We start from the raw sequence: 13,342 nt of genomic DNA on the forward strand, positions 1-13,342 counted from the left end.
ATCGTTCCTCCCGTACCGGGGATCGAGGAATTTTCCACCCCCCGGTTCGGTCACTATAGAAGTTGCACTTCGCGACCAATCACTGAGGATCGAGTCTTGACTGAGCAGCTTCGACTGATGGCCGTACACGCCCACCCCGACGACGAGTCGAGCAAGGGCGCGGCCACCATGGCCAAGTATGTGTCCGAGGGGGTGGACGTGCTGGTCGTGACCTGCACGGGAGGCGAGCGCGGCTCCATCCTCAACCCGAAACTCCAGGGCGACGCGTACATCGAGGAGAACATCCACGAGGTGCGCAAGAGGGAGATGGACGAGGCCCGGGCGATCCTGGGCGTCAAGCAGGAGTGGCTCGGCTTCGTCGACTCGGGTCTCCCCGAGGGCGACCCGCTGCCGCCGCTGCCCGAGGGCTGCTTCGCGCTGGAGGACGAGACCGTGGCGGCGGGCCGCCTCGTCGCGAAGATCCGCGCGTTCCGGCCGCAGGTCATCACCACGTACGACGAGAACGGGGGCTACCCGCACCCCGACCACATCATGACCCACACCATCTCGATGATCGCGTTCGACGGAGCGTCGGACACCGAGAAGTTCCCCGAGGCGGAGTTCGGTCCGGCCTGGACGCCGCAGAAGCTCTACTACAACCAGGGCTTCAACAAGCCGCGCACGGTCGCGCTGCACGAGGCGCTGCTCGCCCGCGGGCTGGAGTCGCCCTACGGGGACTGGCTGGAGCGCTGGAAGGAGTTCGAGCGCGCCGAGCGCACGCTGACCACGCACGTTCCGTGCGCGGACTTCTTCGAGATCCGCGACAAGGCGCTGATCGCGCACGCGACGCAGATCGACCCGGACGGCGGCTGGTTCCGCGTCCCGATGGAGATCCAGCGGGAGGTCTGGCCGACCGAGGAGTACGAGCTGGCGAAGTCTCTCGTCGATACCTCCCTCCCCGAGAGCGACCTCTTCGCGGGCATCCGCGACAATGCCTGATATGTACGCGACTCAGGCACTGACGCACCTCGTCCCGCTCGCCGAGGAACTCGACAAGAACAAGGTGACCCCCGGGGTCCTGGGCTTCATCGTCTTCGCGGCGCTCGCCGTGGGCGTGTGGCTGCTGATGAAGTCCATGAACCGGCACATGGGGAAGGTGGACTTCGAGGAGGCGCCGGAGGAGACGGACGCGGGTGCGGCCCCGGAGGCCGTGGGTTCCGCGAAGCGGAAGTAGCGCGGGGCGGGGGCGCCGTGCCGGGGCGACCGGTGAGGACCCCCCGCCGGGGTGGCCCGGCCGGATGCCCTCAGGCGTCGGACGGGCCGCAGGTCGCCCTCGGGCGCAGGGTGGGCCGACGCTGCCCTCGATCGCCGGGCGGGCTTGAGCCGGCCGGGCTCGGTCCGACGGGGCCGGGCCTCATCGGGGCCGGCCCCGCGGAACCCGCTCACGCGGACTCCGGGACCGCCACCCCCATGATCTCCCGCGCCTGGCGGGTCGGGGTCAGGCCCAGGCGCCAGGCCTGCCAGCCGTCCTCCAGGGACACGCCCCGGTTCAGGACGACCCGGAACGCCTCCGCGCAGTCGTCCAGCTTCGCGTCCCGCGTCGGATGGCCGGCCGCGATCAGGTCGGCCAGTTCCTGCTGGGCCACCACCGTGCCCACCTCGATGCCGCCCGGCGAGGCGAAGGGCAGCAGCGTGCAGCGCAGGAAGCGGGCCCAGTCCGCTCCCCGCGCGTCGCCGTACGAGTCGAACAGCGCGGCCGCCTCCCCGCACAGCTCCAGGGCCTGCGGCGCGCGCTGGTTGCCCGCGTCGATCAGGACCAGCTCCAGAGCCGTCCAGGCCTCCCCGTGCGCGACCCCGATGCGGCGGAAGTCGGCCCGGGCGTCGGCCAGCAGCTGACGGGCGAAACCGGAATTGCGCAGGTTGCCCGTCTGCGCGGCCCGCTGGTCGCGGGTGACGCGCCCCGAGTGGTGGCGGGCGCACGCCAGCCCGTACACGTCCCGCATCCGGGAGAACATCGTGCGGGACCGCTCCAGCTGCCGCACCGCCTGGTCGGTGTCGCCGGCCTCCTCCAGGGCCTGGCCCAGGTAGTAGAGCGTCCACGCCTCGCCCCGGGCGTCCTCGTTGTCGCGGTGGCGGCCCAGGGCCGCGTTCAGCTGCTCGACCGCCGGGGCCGGGTCGCCGTCCAGCAGCCGGGCCCGGGCCAGCTGGGTCAGCGCCCACGCCTCGCCCCGCTCGTCACGGGTCCGCCCGTACAGATCCAGGGCCGTACGCAGCGCGGTCTCCGCCCGCTCCACATCGCCCATCCGCAGGCGTACCTGGCCCAGCTGGAACTGCGTCCACGCCTCCCCGTGCAGCGACTCGCCCTCCCGGTGCAGGAGAAGCGCGGTGTCCAGGAGCTCCAGCGCCTCGGCCGGGCGGGCCCGGTCGCGCTCCACCGCGGCCAGCGCGTGCAGCGACCAGGCCCGGTCCGCGGCCTGAGCCGTGGAGGACTGCAGGGCGATCGCCTCGCGCAGCCGGGCCGCCGCCTCCGTCAGATTGCCCTGGTGGTGCAGGGTGATGCCGAGCGAGCACAGCGCCAGCGCCGTGCCGGAGTCGTTCTGCGCCTCGCGGTACAGGCCGACGACGGACGACAGCGTGGTGCGGGCCTTGTCCAGCTCGCCGAGCTGGCGGGCCGCGATACCGGTCCGCCACTGCACCGACCGCTCCAGCAGTCCCTGGTCGACCGCCTGCGTCAGCTCACTGATCTCGCCCAGCCGGTAGAGGTCGCCGCGCAGCAGGCAGTAGTCGCACAGCGCGCCCAGGAGATCGAGGACCGCACCCTGGTCGACGCCCTCGCTGTGCCGCAGCGCGGACGTGATGAAACTCGACTCGTCGTCCAGCCACCGCAGGGCCGCGTCGAGGGAGCCGAAACCGTGCGGGCCGAACTGCCCGGCGCGGGTGGACATCTTGCCGTCGACCATGCGGATCACCGCGCCCGCCAGTTCGGCGTAGTTCGCGATGAGCCGCTCCTGGGCGGCGGTGCGGTCGGCGGCCTCCTCCTCGTCGTTCAGCCGGGCCAGGGCGAAGCCGCGCACGAGATCGTGCAGCCGGTAGCGGGAGCCCCGCACATGGTCCAGCAGCCCGGCCCGGGACAGGGCGGTCAGCAGCCGCCCGGCCTCCTGCTCGTCGGCCGAGAGGAGCGCCGCGGCGGCCGCGGCGCCGAGGCTGGCGCGACCGGCCAGCGCGAGACGGCGCAGCAGCCGCCGCGCCTGCTCGGACTGGTCGGTGTAGCGCAGCCACAGGGCCCGCTCGACCGGCGGGACCGGCCCGTAGGCCGCCAGGTCGGCGGCCAGGGTGCTCGGGGTGCGCTCGCCGAGCGAGGAGCCCGCTATCCGCAGCGCGAGCGGCAGACCGCCGCACAGTTCGGTGATCGCCTCACCGGCCGGGAAGTCGTACGGCCCCTGCCCGTCGTCCTGGGACGCCCCGCGCAGCAACTCCTCGGCGCCCGCCGTGTCCAGGGCCCCGACGGCGAGCTGGTGCACCCGGGCGGGGAGGGAATCCGGCAGGTCGAGCGGCGTGCGGGCGGTGACCAGGACCAGGCTGTCCGAGCGCTCAGGCACGAGGGTGCGGACCTGCTCGGCGTCGCTCGCGTCGTCGAGGACGATCGCCACCGGGGTGCCGGTGAGGTGCTGGTGGTAGAGCTCGCTGAGCCGGCGCACCTGCTGCTCGGCGGAGGAGCTGTCACGGAACAGCAGCTGTTCGCGGGGGGCGCCGAGCCTGTTCAGCAGATGCAGCAGGGCGTCCCGGGTCGGCAGCGGCGCTTCGTCGTCCGCACCGCCGCGCAGGTCGACCACGCACGCACCCCGGAACTGGTCCTTCAGGGTGTGGGCGGCCCGCACGGCCAGGGTGGTGCGCCCGGCGCCCGGCGGCCCGTGCAGGACGACGACGGTCGGCTTCGTCTCCGTCGACGCGCGGGCCGCCTGCACCCACTGGGCGATCCGGGCCAGTTCGGCCCGGCGGCCCGCGAACTCGCCATCGGCCGTGGGGAGATGACTGAAAGACTGTTCCAGGAGCGCCCGCATGCGGGCCGCCGCGCTGCGGTCCCCGCCGCGCAGCTGCGGCGCCGTCCGGTCCGCTGCGGCCTTCTTCTTCGCCGGGGTGCGGGAGGACGCGGTCAGCATGCGCTGCTGGTCGATGAAGGGGCGGATGCCCCGCACCTCCAGGGCCGTCAGCCACTGGAGGCGCAGTTGCTCGGTGCCGCCGGGCTGCCCGAGGGCCGCGGCCCGGCGATGGGCGGCCGGCCAGTGGGAGGCGGTGACCTTGGCGACGGTGGCGGTGGCGCCGGCGACCGCGACGACGGCGCCCGCACCGAGTGCCAGGCCGGATGCCGTGCCGAGGGCGAGGTCGGCGCCGAAGGCCGCGGCGGCGGCAACCCCCGTGACCAGCAGGGGCGTTCCGAGGGTGGTCCGGTTGAGGCGCTGGGTGAGGGGCTGCCGCCCGGCTGCCTCGGCGTCGAGGGCCTCGGTGTACGCGGCGTACTCCTCGCCCGCAGCGGCCGTCAGCGTGTCCATCGCGGCGCGGCCGCGTGCCATCAGCGGGCCGGGGTCGGTCCGGCCGCCGGAGCGTCGCACCTCTTCCTCCACGGCCCGTGCCAACAGCCGTTCGGCTTCCGCCCGGTGGCTGTCCCGCATCCGCATACGTCCCCCTCGGTTCCTGCCCCCTAGGCCGGTCCGGCGTCCCGGCCGTGCGAGGTACCAGTCTCCTGTCTGGGGCCGGTGCGCGACAGGGAGTCCGCGAGGAGAAACCGGAGTCCCGTGTTCCGTGTCGGCGGGTCAGGCCGGTCCGGCGGGTTCGGTGGGGTCGTGGGTGATCAGGTCTCCCGGCTGGCACCCCAGGGCTTCGCAGATCTTCGACAGGGTGGAGAAGCGTACGGTCTTGGCCCGGCCGTTCTTGAGTACGGACAGGTTGACGACGGTGATGCCCACCTGTGAGGAGAGTTCGGTGAGCGTCATGCCGCGCTCGGCGAGGAGCCGGTCGAGGTGGATCCGGATGCCGTGGGGTTCGTCCTCGGGCATCAGATGGTCGCCTCGATGTCCTCGCGCATGCGCACGCCTTCGCGCATGATCCGCCCCATGATCACCGCGGCCAGCCCGGCGAGGATCAGGGCCATCGGCCCGGAAAGGCCCGGCCCGGAGTCCGCCGCCGGCGCCATGCTGTGGGCGAGCCAGGACTGTGACCAGCCGGCGACGAGGCCGGCCAGCGGCGTGCCCGCGGCGACGAACCAGCCGAGAACCGAGAGCCGTCGCGCCACCGTGTCCGTGAACGGCCCCTGCCGCAGGACGTCCGTGAGCAGCCGGGAGAAGAGCAGGAGCGCGAGGGCGCCGAACAGCAGCCAGGGCAGCCGGCCCCCGAGGTCCGCGGCCCGCTGTCCCGCGGAGGGGCCGTCCTGGCAGAGGCGCGCCGTGCTGCTGGACGCCTTCACGCCCTCGCCGACGGGCAGGCCGTCGGGCCCGAACGAGGCGTTGGCCCAGAATCCCGTCTTCACGCAGACCGCCCCGTCGTCGAGCAGGTGCGTGGCCGCCGTACCGAGGAAGGCGAGCCCGCAGAGCACGGCCAGGCCGAAGGTGACCGAGGCCAGAGCCCCCGGAAGAACCTCGACGGCGGCACGGCCAACGTGCTGGAACAGTTGGCGACGGCGCACAGCGAGACCTATCGACACGTCATCACCCAGAGCGGGGTCCCCGGGGCTTCCAGTCCCGCCAACCGGATCGTCATGACGACGCCGCCGGGTGTGTCGATCCGGCAGACGCTCATCAGGCTCGCGGAGGACGGGCGGACCGACATCCTGGACTCGCACGGAGTCAGCCTCGCATCCATCGAGCATCTCAAGGTCGACGAGTTCACCGAGTTCATCCTCGCCCGGCAGCAGGAACTGGCGGCGCGGGAGCGGCAGTTCATCGAGAGCCTGGGTATCAAGTCGGACGACAAGGAGGTCGGCGAGACCGACATCGACACCGAGTGAGGGCAGCGAGTCCAGGCTTGTGCAGCCTCGAAGGCGCAACGCGGCTTTCCTGCCCTGGAGCGGCCGGCATGGCGATCACCACATACCTGAGTCCTGCTTGAACCGACATGGCTGTGCGGGATGCCTTTCCATTGTCCCGCACAGCCAGGATCATCACACGAGCTTCTCTGCTCGACTCGTGAGGGTCGGCCTACTTTTCCGTTCCCTCCTGTATCGCCGCCGACGGTGACGTCAGCCCGTTAGTGCCGATGAACCGCAACTGGATAACAGGACGTGGCTCGCTTTTTTTGGACGGCTGCCCTGTTGGCGCGACCGTCCGCCCACGTGCCCTGGGCAGTTTTTGACCGGGCGCGGCTGAACGATCGTGTGCGAGCTGGAGTCGCATCCGCACGTGGTGCATCTGGTCCGTAGCCGGAGAATGCCCTGATGAGTCCGCGAAGCACCGTTAGGCGGGTGTGGATGGTCAAGCGCCGATACCAGGGCGGCTTCTCGGTACTTTACAAGAGCCCGAGATCGACCGTGATGGAGAAAGGTGCGGTGGCCTTCACCGCGCCGGTGAACATCTCGCCGTCCCTGTAAGCCTTGGTGGCGGGGTCGAGGACGTAGGTGTAGACGATCGGGACACCGGTGGCGGCCTGCTCGACTCGCCAGTAGAAGGGGATGCCGGCCTTGGCGTACTGGTCCACCTTCACGATCCGGTCGGTGGTCTCCGAGCCGGGTGAGACGACCTCGACGACCAGGAGTACGTGTTCCGGGCGCGTGGGCGTGAGGTCGATGGTCTCCGCCCGGTAGACGGTGACGTCCGGACGGCGGTTGGTGAGCGGAACGTCCTGCAGGCGGACGTCGAAGTCCGTGTCGGCGTTCCAGTCCGGCCCTGCGGCGGAGTCCAGGGCATTGGCCAGGATCCGAGCCAGCCGGTTGTGCCGTTTGGAGGCGCTCGGGCTCACGACGACCATCCCGTCCACGATCTCGATGCCGGCGCACTGCTCCTCGGACCAGGAGTCGTACTGTTCCGCGCTGATCTGCGCATGCATCCACGCGGGCGCCACCATCTCGGCGGTCATGGTGTACCTCCTTCGAGGAGACTCGGCAGGTCCGGCGCTGCTGCGCCCAGCCTACTGTTCCGAGGTGTCGGGCCGCCCGACTTGGAGAAGCGCCGGGAAAAGTCCGACGCCGACCCTGAGAGGGATGAGCCGCCCACCACGTGAGGACTCACTAAGTGCAATTCAGCCAGGCGGGGCAGGCTCGTGAGGGTTTCGCTGGTCGCGTCAGGCGCTGTGAGAGGCTGGCTCGCATGAACCGGCTAGCTGGCGTGACCTCGCCGTATCTGCTTCAGCACGCTGACAATCCCGTCGACTGGTGGCCCTGGACACCGGAAGCCTTCGAGGAAGCACGGCGGCGGAACGTGCCCGTTCTGCTGTCGGTCGGCTACTCGGCCTGCCACTGGTGCCACGTCATGGCGCACGAGTCCTTCGAGGACGACGCCACCGCGGCCTACATGAACGAGCACTTCGTTTCCGTCAAGGTCGACCGCGAGGAACGCCCCGACGTCGACGCCGTGTACATGGAGGCCGTGCAGGCGGCGACCGGCCAGGGCGGCTGGCCGATGACCGTCTTCCTCACCGCCGACGCCGAACCCTTCTACTTCGGTACGTACTTCCCGCCCGCGCCCCGCCACGGCATGCCGTCCTTCCGGCAGGTGCTCGAAGGGGTGTCGGCGGCCTGGACCGACCGGCGCGACGAGGTCGCCGAGGTGGCCTCGCGCATCGTCCGCGACCTGTCCGAGCGCACCCTCGCCCACGGCGGCGAGGGTCTGCCCGGCGAGCCGGAGCTCGCCCAGGCGCTGCTCGGACTGACCCGTGACTACGACCAGAAGCACGGCGGCTTCGGCGGCGCGCCCAAGTTCCCGCCGGCGATGACGATCGAGTTCCTGCTGCGCCACCACGCCCGCACGGGGGCCGACGGGGCGCTCCAGATGGCGGCCGACACCTGTGAGGCGATGGCGAGGGGCGGGATCTACGACCAGCTCGGCGGCGGGTTCGCCCGCTACGCGGTGGACCGGGAGTGGGTCGTCCCGCACTTCGAGAAGATGCTCTACGATAACGCGCTGCTCTGCCGGGTGTACGCCCATCTGTGGCGCTCCACCGGGTCGGAGTCCGCCCGCCGCGTCGCGCTGGAGACCGCCGACTTCATGGTCCGGGAGCTGCGCACCCCCGAGGGCGGCTTCGCCTCCGCGCTGGACGCCGACAGCGAGGACGCGGACGGCAAGCACGTCGAAGGCGCCTACTACGTGTGGACGCCCGCCCAGCTGCGGGAGGTGCTGGGCGAGGAGGACGCCGCGTTCGCCGCCGAGTTGTTCGGGGTGACCGAGGAGGGCACCTTCGAGGAGGGGGCGTCGGTGCTCCGGCTCCCGGCGGCGGAGACCACGGACGAGGCGCGCGCCGCCGATGTGCGGGCCCGGCTGCTCGCCGCCCGTGAGCTGCGGGCCCGGCCCGGGCGGGACGACAAGGTGGTTGCGGCGTGGAACGGGCTCGCGATCGCCGCCCTCGCCGAGACCGGGGCGTACTTCGGACGGCCCGACCTGATCGAGCGCGCCACCGAGGCGGCCGACCTGCTGGTGCGGCTCCACATGGGCCCGGTCGCCCGGCTCGTCCGCACCTCGAAGGACGGTGTGGCCGGCACGCACGACGGGGTGCTGGAGGACTACGGCGACGTCGCGGAGGGCTTCCTGGCCCTGGCCGCCGTCACCGGCGAGGGGACCTGGCTGGAGTTCGCGGGCTTCCTCACGGACATCGTGCTCCAGCACTTCACGGGCGAGGGCGGTCAGTTGTACGACACGGCGGACGACGCCGAGCAGCTGATCCGCCGCCCGCAGGACCCGACGGACAGCGCGACCCCTGCCGGCTGGACCGCGGCGGCCGGTGCGCTGCTCTCGTACGCCGCGTACACCGGATCGGAGCCCCACCGCACGGCCGCGGAGGGGGCGTTGGGCGTGGTGAAGGCGCTGGGCCCGCGGGCGCCGCGGTTCATCAGCTGGGGACTCGCGGTGGCCGAGGCGCTGCTCGACGGCCCGCGTGAGGTGGCGGTCGCCGGGCCGGTCGGCGGCGCTCTGCACCGTACGGCCCTGCTCGGGCGGGCGCCGGGCGCGGTGGTCGCGGCGGGGGAGACGGCGGGGTCGGAGTTCCCGCTGCTGGCGGAACGCCCGATGCTGGGCGGTGCGCCGACGGCGTACGTCTGCAGGCACTTCGTCTGTGACGCGCCGACGACGGACCCGGAGGTGCTGGCCGGCGTGCTCAGGGGTGCCGGGAGCTGACGTTCACAGCCGCAGGCCGCCCTCCAGCGTGTCCAGCGCCTCGTCGATCATCGTTACCAGGTCGCCCTCCTGGCCGTGCTCGCCCCAGTACAGCGTGACCTCGCGCAGCGCCCCCAGCACCGCCGCGAGGAACACCCGGATGCGCAGGTCGTCCGCCCTGCGGCCGGTCCGGTCGGCGAGTGCCTGGGCGAGCAGCTTCGCGGTGCCCGACATGGTCTCGGTCATCCGGACCCGGAGGGCGGGGATCTCCACCATCAGCCGGGTGCGCCGGCGCAGTTCCTCGTCCTCCGCGGCGGGGAACGACGCCAGCGCCTCGTGCATCATCAGCCGCAGGGACTCCAGCGGAGGCTCGTCCAGCGGGCGGCTGCGGAGCGCGGCCACCATGAGCGGGGCGTACTCGTCGGTGAGGACGATGTCCTCCTTGGTCGCGAAGTACCGGAACACCGTGCTCGGCGACACCTCGGCCGCCTCCGCGATCTGCTCGATGGTCGTCGCCTCGTAGCCCCGTTCCTGGATGAGCCGGTACGTCGCCGTCCGGATCGCGACCCGTGTCCTGAGCTTCTTGCGCTCGCGCAGCCCCATCGGGGGCTGTGCCCCGGGTGCGGTCGAGGAGGGGGTACGGGAGGTGGCGGCCATGGTTGCGATCCTTTGAGCTTCGTAGGGAATCCCGGCGTTCACGCGGGGAGGGAATGCGATCCTCGGCCCGCAGGCGCGGAGCGCCGGAGGTCTGTGCGCTTCTGTGGTGACGGTCAGTCGGGTCGCTTCTGGTTCTCGATGTAGTCCTTGACGATCTGGAGGGGCGCGCCGCTGCACGAACCGGCGAAGTACGAGGGGGCCCGCAGGCGGCCGTACGCGATCGCCTGGTTCATCGTGCCCGTGTACTCCTGCCGCAGGTAGCGGGAGCTGACGCCCTTCAGCGGCCCGGCCCGCGGTGGGCCGCCCTCCCGGAGATGCGAAAGGGCCGCGGCTCGAAAGCCGCGGCCCTGGTCGACGGGGATCGTGTGGGCTGCTCAGGTGTGGTTGTAGGCCACCAGGGAGATGCCGACGTAGTGGACGGCGAACGCCGCCAGGGTCAGCGAGTGGAACACCTCGTGGAAGCCGAAGTAGCGCGGTGACGGGTTCGGCCGCTTGATGCCGTAGATGACCCCGCCGGCGCTGTAGAGCAGCCCGCCGACGACGACGAGCACCAGCACCGCGATCCCGCCGGTCCGCATGAAGTCCGGCAGGAAGAACACCGCCGCCCAGCCCATCGCGATGTAGCAGGGGGTGTAGAGCCAGCGCGGGGCGCCGACCCAGAAGACCCGGAAGGCGATGCCCGCGACCGCCGCGACCCAGACCGCCCACAGGAGCGGCTTCCCGGTCGACTCCGGCAGCAGGAGCAGGGTCAGCGGGGTGTAGGTGCCCGCGATGATCAGGAAGATGTTCGCGTGGTCGAGCCTGCGCAGCACGGCCTCGCCGCGCGGCCCCCACGTACCCCGGTGGTAGACCGCGCTCACGCCGAAGAGCAGGCAGGCCGTCGCGATGTAGATCCCGCAGGCGATCCGGGCGCGGGTGCCGTCCGCCAGCGCGATGAGCACGATGCCCGCGATGAGGACGGCCGGGAACATCCCCGCGTGCAGCCAGCCGCGCATGCGTGGCTTCAGCTCGGCGTCGTCGGTTCCGGCAGGTTTCAGCCCGGCGGGGTCGGGCGCGGCGGCGGGAGCAGTCATCCCCGCATCGTACCTACGCCTCCGTAGGTACCGGATCCGAGTGGCGATGCTCACGTGGGCGGCCCCCTGGACATATGGGCGGAAGGGTCGGATGATCAAATGAGTGCGGTCGGCACCGGATGAGCGCCAGGGAAGTCGAAAGGGTAGAAGCATCCGGGTCGCAGCCCCCACGGGGCCTACCAAACACACACCCTCACCAAGGAGCGATCGTGGCGCGCGACATCGCGGCTCCCCTCACTGTCCCCACCCACCACCAGGAGCTCGTCGCCTGGGTCGACGAGATCGCAGCCCTGACCGAGCCGGACGCAGTGGTCTGGTGCGACGGATCCGAGGCCGAGTACGAGCGCCTGTGCGGGGAGCTCGTCGCCAAGGGCACGTTCACCAAGCTCGACGAGATCAAGCGCCCGAACTCGTACTACGCCGCCTCCGACCCGAGCGATGTCGCGCGCGTCGAGACCCGGACGTTCATCTGCTCCGCGAAGGAGGAGGACGCCGGTCCGACGAACCACTGGAAGGACCCCGCCGAGATGCGGGAGATCTTCGTGGGGGAGAAGGGTGTCTTCCGCGGCTCCATGCGCGGCCGCACCATGTACGTCGTGCCCTTCTGCATGGGCCCCGTCGGCTCGCCGCTCTCCGCCATCGGCGTCGAGATCACCGACTCCGCGTACGTCGCCGTCTCCATGCGCACCATGACCCGCATGGGACAGGCCGTCCTCGACGAGCTCGGCACCGACGGCTTCTTCGTCAAGGCCGTCCACACGCTCGGCGCACCCCTGGAGGAGGGCCAGGAGGACGTCCCGTGGCCGTGCAACTCCACCAAGTACATCTCGCACTTCCCCGAGGACCGCGAGATCTGGTCCTACGGCTCCGGCTACGGCGGCAACGCACTGCTCGGCAAGAAGTGCTACGCGCTGCGCATCGCCTCCGTGATGGCGCGCGACGAGGGCTGGCTCGCCGAGCACATGCTGATCCTCAAGCTGACGCCGCCGAGGGGCGAGTCGAAGTACGTGGCCGCCGCGTTCCCGAGCGCCTGCGGCAAGACGAACCTCGCCATGCTGGAGCCCACGATCTCCGGCTGGACCGTCGAGACCATCGGCGACGACATCGCCTGGATGCGGTTCGGTGAGGACGGCCGCCTCTACGCGATCAACCCCGAAGCCGGTTTCTTCGGCGTCGCGCCCGGCACCGGCGAGCACACCAACGCCAACGCCATGAAGACCATGTGGGGCAACTCCGTCTTCACCAACGTCGCGCTCACCGACGACGGCGACGTCTGGTGGGAGGGCATGACCGAGGAGCTCCCCGAGCACCTCACGGACTGGAAGGGCAACGACTGGACCCCCGAGTCCGGCACGCCCGCCGCCCACCCCAACGCCCGCTTCACCGTCCCCGCCGGCCAGTGCCCGATCATCGCCCCCGAGTGGGAGGACCCGAAGGGCGTGCCGATCTCGGCCATCCTCTTCGGCGGCCGCCGCGCCTCGGCCGTCCCGCTGGTCACCGAGTCCTTCGACTGGCAGCACGGGGTCTTCCTCGGAGCGAACGTCGCCTCCGAGAAGACCGCCGCCGCCGAGGGCAAGGTCGGCGAGCTGCGCCGCGACCCGTTCGCCATGCTGCCGTTCTGCGGCTACAACATGGGCGACTACATGAACCACTGGCTGAAGGTCGGCGCGGACAAGCCGGACCAGTCCAAGCTCCCGAAGATCTACTACGTGAACTGGTTCCGCAAGAACGACGCGGGCAAGTTCGTCTGGCCCGGCTTCGGCGAGAACAGCCGCGTCCTGAAGTGGATCGTCGAGCGCCTGGAGGGCAAGGCCGAGGGCGTCGAGACCCCGATCGGCATCCTGCCGGCCAAGGGCTCGATCGACACCGAGGGCCTGGACCTCTCCGAGTCCGACCTGGACTTCCTGCTCAACGTGGACAAGGAGGTCTGGCGCGAGGAGGCGGCGCTGATCCCCGAGCACCTCAACACCTTCGGCGACCACACGCCGAAGGGCCTGTGGGACGAGTACCACGCGCTGGTCCAGCGCCTGGGCTGATCCCGCCCCCTGAACGCCCGCGGCCGGGCTCCCGACAACCGCCCTGACCTGTGGGGGTCACGGCCCGCCGCGGCAGGGGCGTGCACGAACACGCCCCTGGGCCGGCCCCCGGAACCCTCATACGGTTCCGGGGGCCGGCCCTGTTTCCCGGCGGCGCCGGACACCGTCCGCGCGTCAGCCGGCCCTGTTCGTGGTCGGGTCGTGACCGGCCGGAGCTGTTGGCGGGCTGCGCCCCGGCCTACGTTTGACGGGGCCGCGCCGGGGGGTGCGGGGGTTGTGGGGGCCATGACGTTGTCGGGGATAC

Annotated in this window: 12 protein-coding genes; 5 read left to right on the top strand and 7 right to left on the bottom strand. The window is 71.4% G+C overall.

Translation table 11 applies throughout. The features are described from left to right. Positions 1 to 96: 96 nt before the first annotated feature. A complete protein-coding gene (gene mca / locus E6R60_RS18815; protein WP_136327737.1) occupies positions 97 to 978 on the top strand; it encodes a mycothiol conjugate amidase Mca in 882 nt (293 codons plus the stop codon). 1 nt (position 979) lies between these two features. Next, the gene (locus E6R60_RS18820) at positions 980 to 1,213 is read left to right on the top strand and encodes a hypothetical protein (protein ID WP_136327738.1); all 234 of its coding nucleotides are present in this window, start codon (positions 980 to 982) and stop codon (positions 1,211 to 1,213) included. A gap of 208 nt (positions 1,214 to 1,421) precedes the next feature. Here E6R60_RS18820 and E6R60_RS18825 read toward each other — a convergent pair whose 3' ends face one another. The 3 genes from E6R60_RS18825 to E6R60_RS18835 form a co-directional block, all read right to left on the bottom strand. Next, the gene (locus E6R60_RS18825) at positions 1,422 to 4,649 is read right to left on the bottom strand and encodes a tetratricopeptide repeat protein (RefSeq protein ID WP_206309453.1); all 3,228 of its coding nucleotides are present in this window, start codon (positions 4,647 to 4,649) and stop codon (positions 1,422 to 1,424) included. Positions 4,650 to 4,790: 141 nt separating this feature from the next. Next, positions 4,791 to 5,033 (bottom strand): helix-turn-helix transcriptional regulator, encoded by a 243-nt coding sequence (locus E6R60_RS18830; RefSeq protein WP_136327740.1) that lies wholly within the window; start codon positions 5,031 to 5,033, stop codon positions 4,791 to 4,793. Beyond that, positions 5,033 to 5,659, bottom strand: a complete 627-nt coding sequence (locus E6R60_RS18835; protein ID WP_240802614.1) for a DUF2975 domain-containing protein — start codon at positions 5,657 to 5,659, stop codon at positions 5,033 to 5,035. Before E6R60_RS18835 ends, E6R60_RS18830 begins: the two co-directional genes overlap by 1 nt. Positions 5,660 to 5,731: 72 nt before the next feature. Here E6R60_RS18835 and E6R60_RS18840 point away from each other — a divergent pair, with 72 nt between their 5' ends. Then, entirely contained in the window at positions 5,732 to 5,980 is a 249-nt protein-coding gene (locus E6R60_RS18840; RefSeq protein WP_240802615.1) for a hypothetical protein, read from the top strand. Positions 5,981 to 6,477: 497 nt separating this feature from the next. Here the strand turns inward: E6R60_RS18840 and E6R60_RS18845 are convergent, their stop codons facing one another. Then, positions 6,478 to 7,044: a Uma2 family endonuclease gene (locus E6R60_RS18845; RefSeq protein ID WP_136327741.1), complete on the bottom strand. Its 567-nt coding sequence runs from the start codon at positions 7,042 to 7,044 to the stop codon at positions 6,478 to 6,480. A gap of 230 nt (positions 7,045 to 7,274) precedes the next feature. Between E6R60_RS18845 and E6R60_RS18850 the strand changes: the two genes are divergently transcribed. Continuing rightward, positions 7,275 to 9,293, top strand: coding sequence for a thioredoxin domain-containing protein (locus E6R60_RS18850; RefSeq protein ID WP_136327742.1), 2,019 nt, complete (start codon positions 7,275 to 7,277; stop codon positions 9,291 to 9,293). A 3-nt stretch (positions 9,294 to 9,296) separates the two neighbouring features. Here the strand turns inward: E6R60_RS18850 and E6R60_RS18855 are convergent, their stop codons facing one another. From E6R60_RS18855 to E6R60_RS18865, 3 genes are all read right to left on the bottom strand, one after another. After that, positions 9,297 to 9,929, bottom strand: a complete 633-nt coding sequence (locus E6R60_RS18855) for a TetR family transcriptional regulator (RefSeq protein ID WP_136327743.1) — start codon at positions 9,927 to 9,929, stop codon at positions 9,297 to 9,299. A gap of 113 nt (positions 9,930 to 10,042) precedes the next feature. Beyond that, positions 10,043 to 10,291, bottom strand: coding sequence for a transposase (locus E6R60_RS18860; RefSeq protein WP_346766075.1), 249 nt, complete (start codon positions 10,289 to 10,291; stop codon positions 10,043 to 10,045). Positions 10,292 to 10,303: 12 nt separating this feature from the next. After that, positions 10,304 to 11,002 (bottom strand): hemolysin III family protein, encoded by a 699-nt coding sequence (locus tag E6R60_RS18865; protein WP_136327744.1) that lies wholly within the window; start codon positions 11,000 to 11,002, stop codon positions 10,304 to 10,306. Positions 11,003 to 11,211: 209 nt separating this feature from the next. Here E6R60_RS18865 and E6R60_RS18870 point away from each other — a divergent pair, with 209 nt between their 5' ends. Further along, positions 11,212 to 13,038 (top strand): phosphoenolpyruvate carboxykinase (GTP), encoded by a 1,827-nt coding sequence (locus E6R60_RS18870; protein WP_136327745.1) that lies wholly within the window; start codon positions 11,212 to 11,214, stop codon positions 13,036 to 13,038. The last annotated feature ends 304 nt before the right edge of the window (positions 13,039 to 13,342 follow it).

The sequence above is a fragment of the Streptomyces sp. A0642 genome, from assembly GCF_004795105.1.
Taxonomy (GTDB): Bacteria; Actinomycetota; Actinomycetes; order Streptomycetales; family Streptomycetaceae; genus Streptomyces.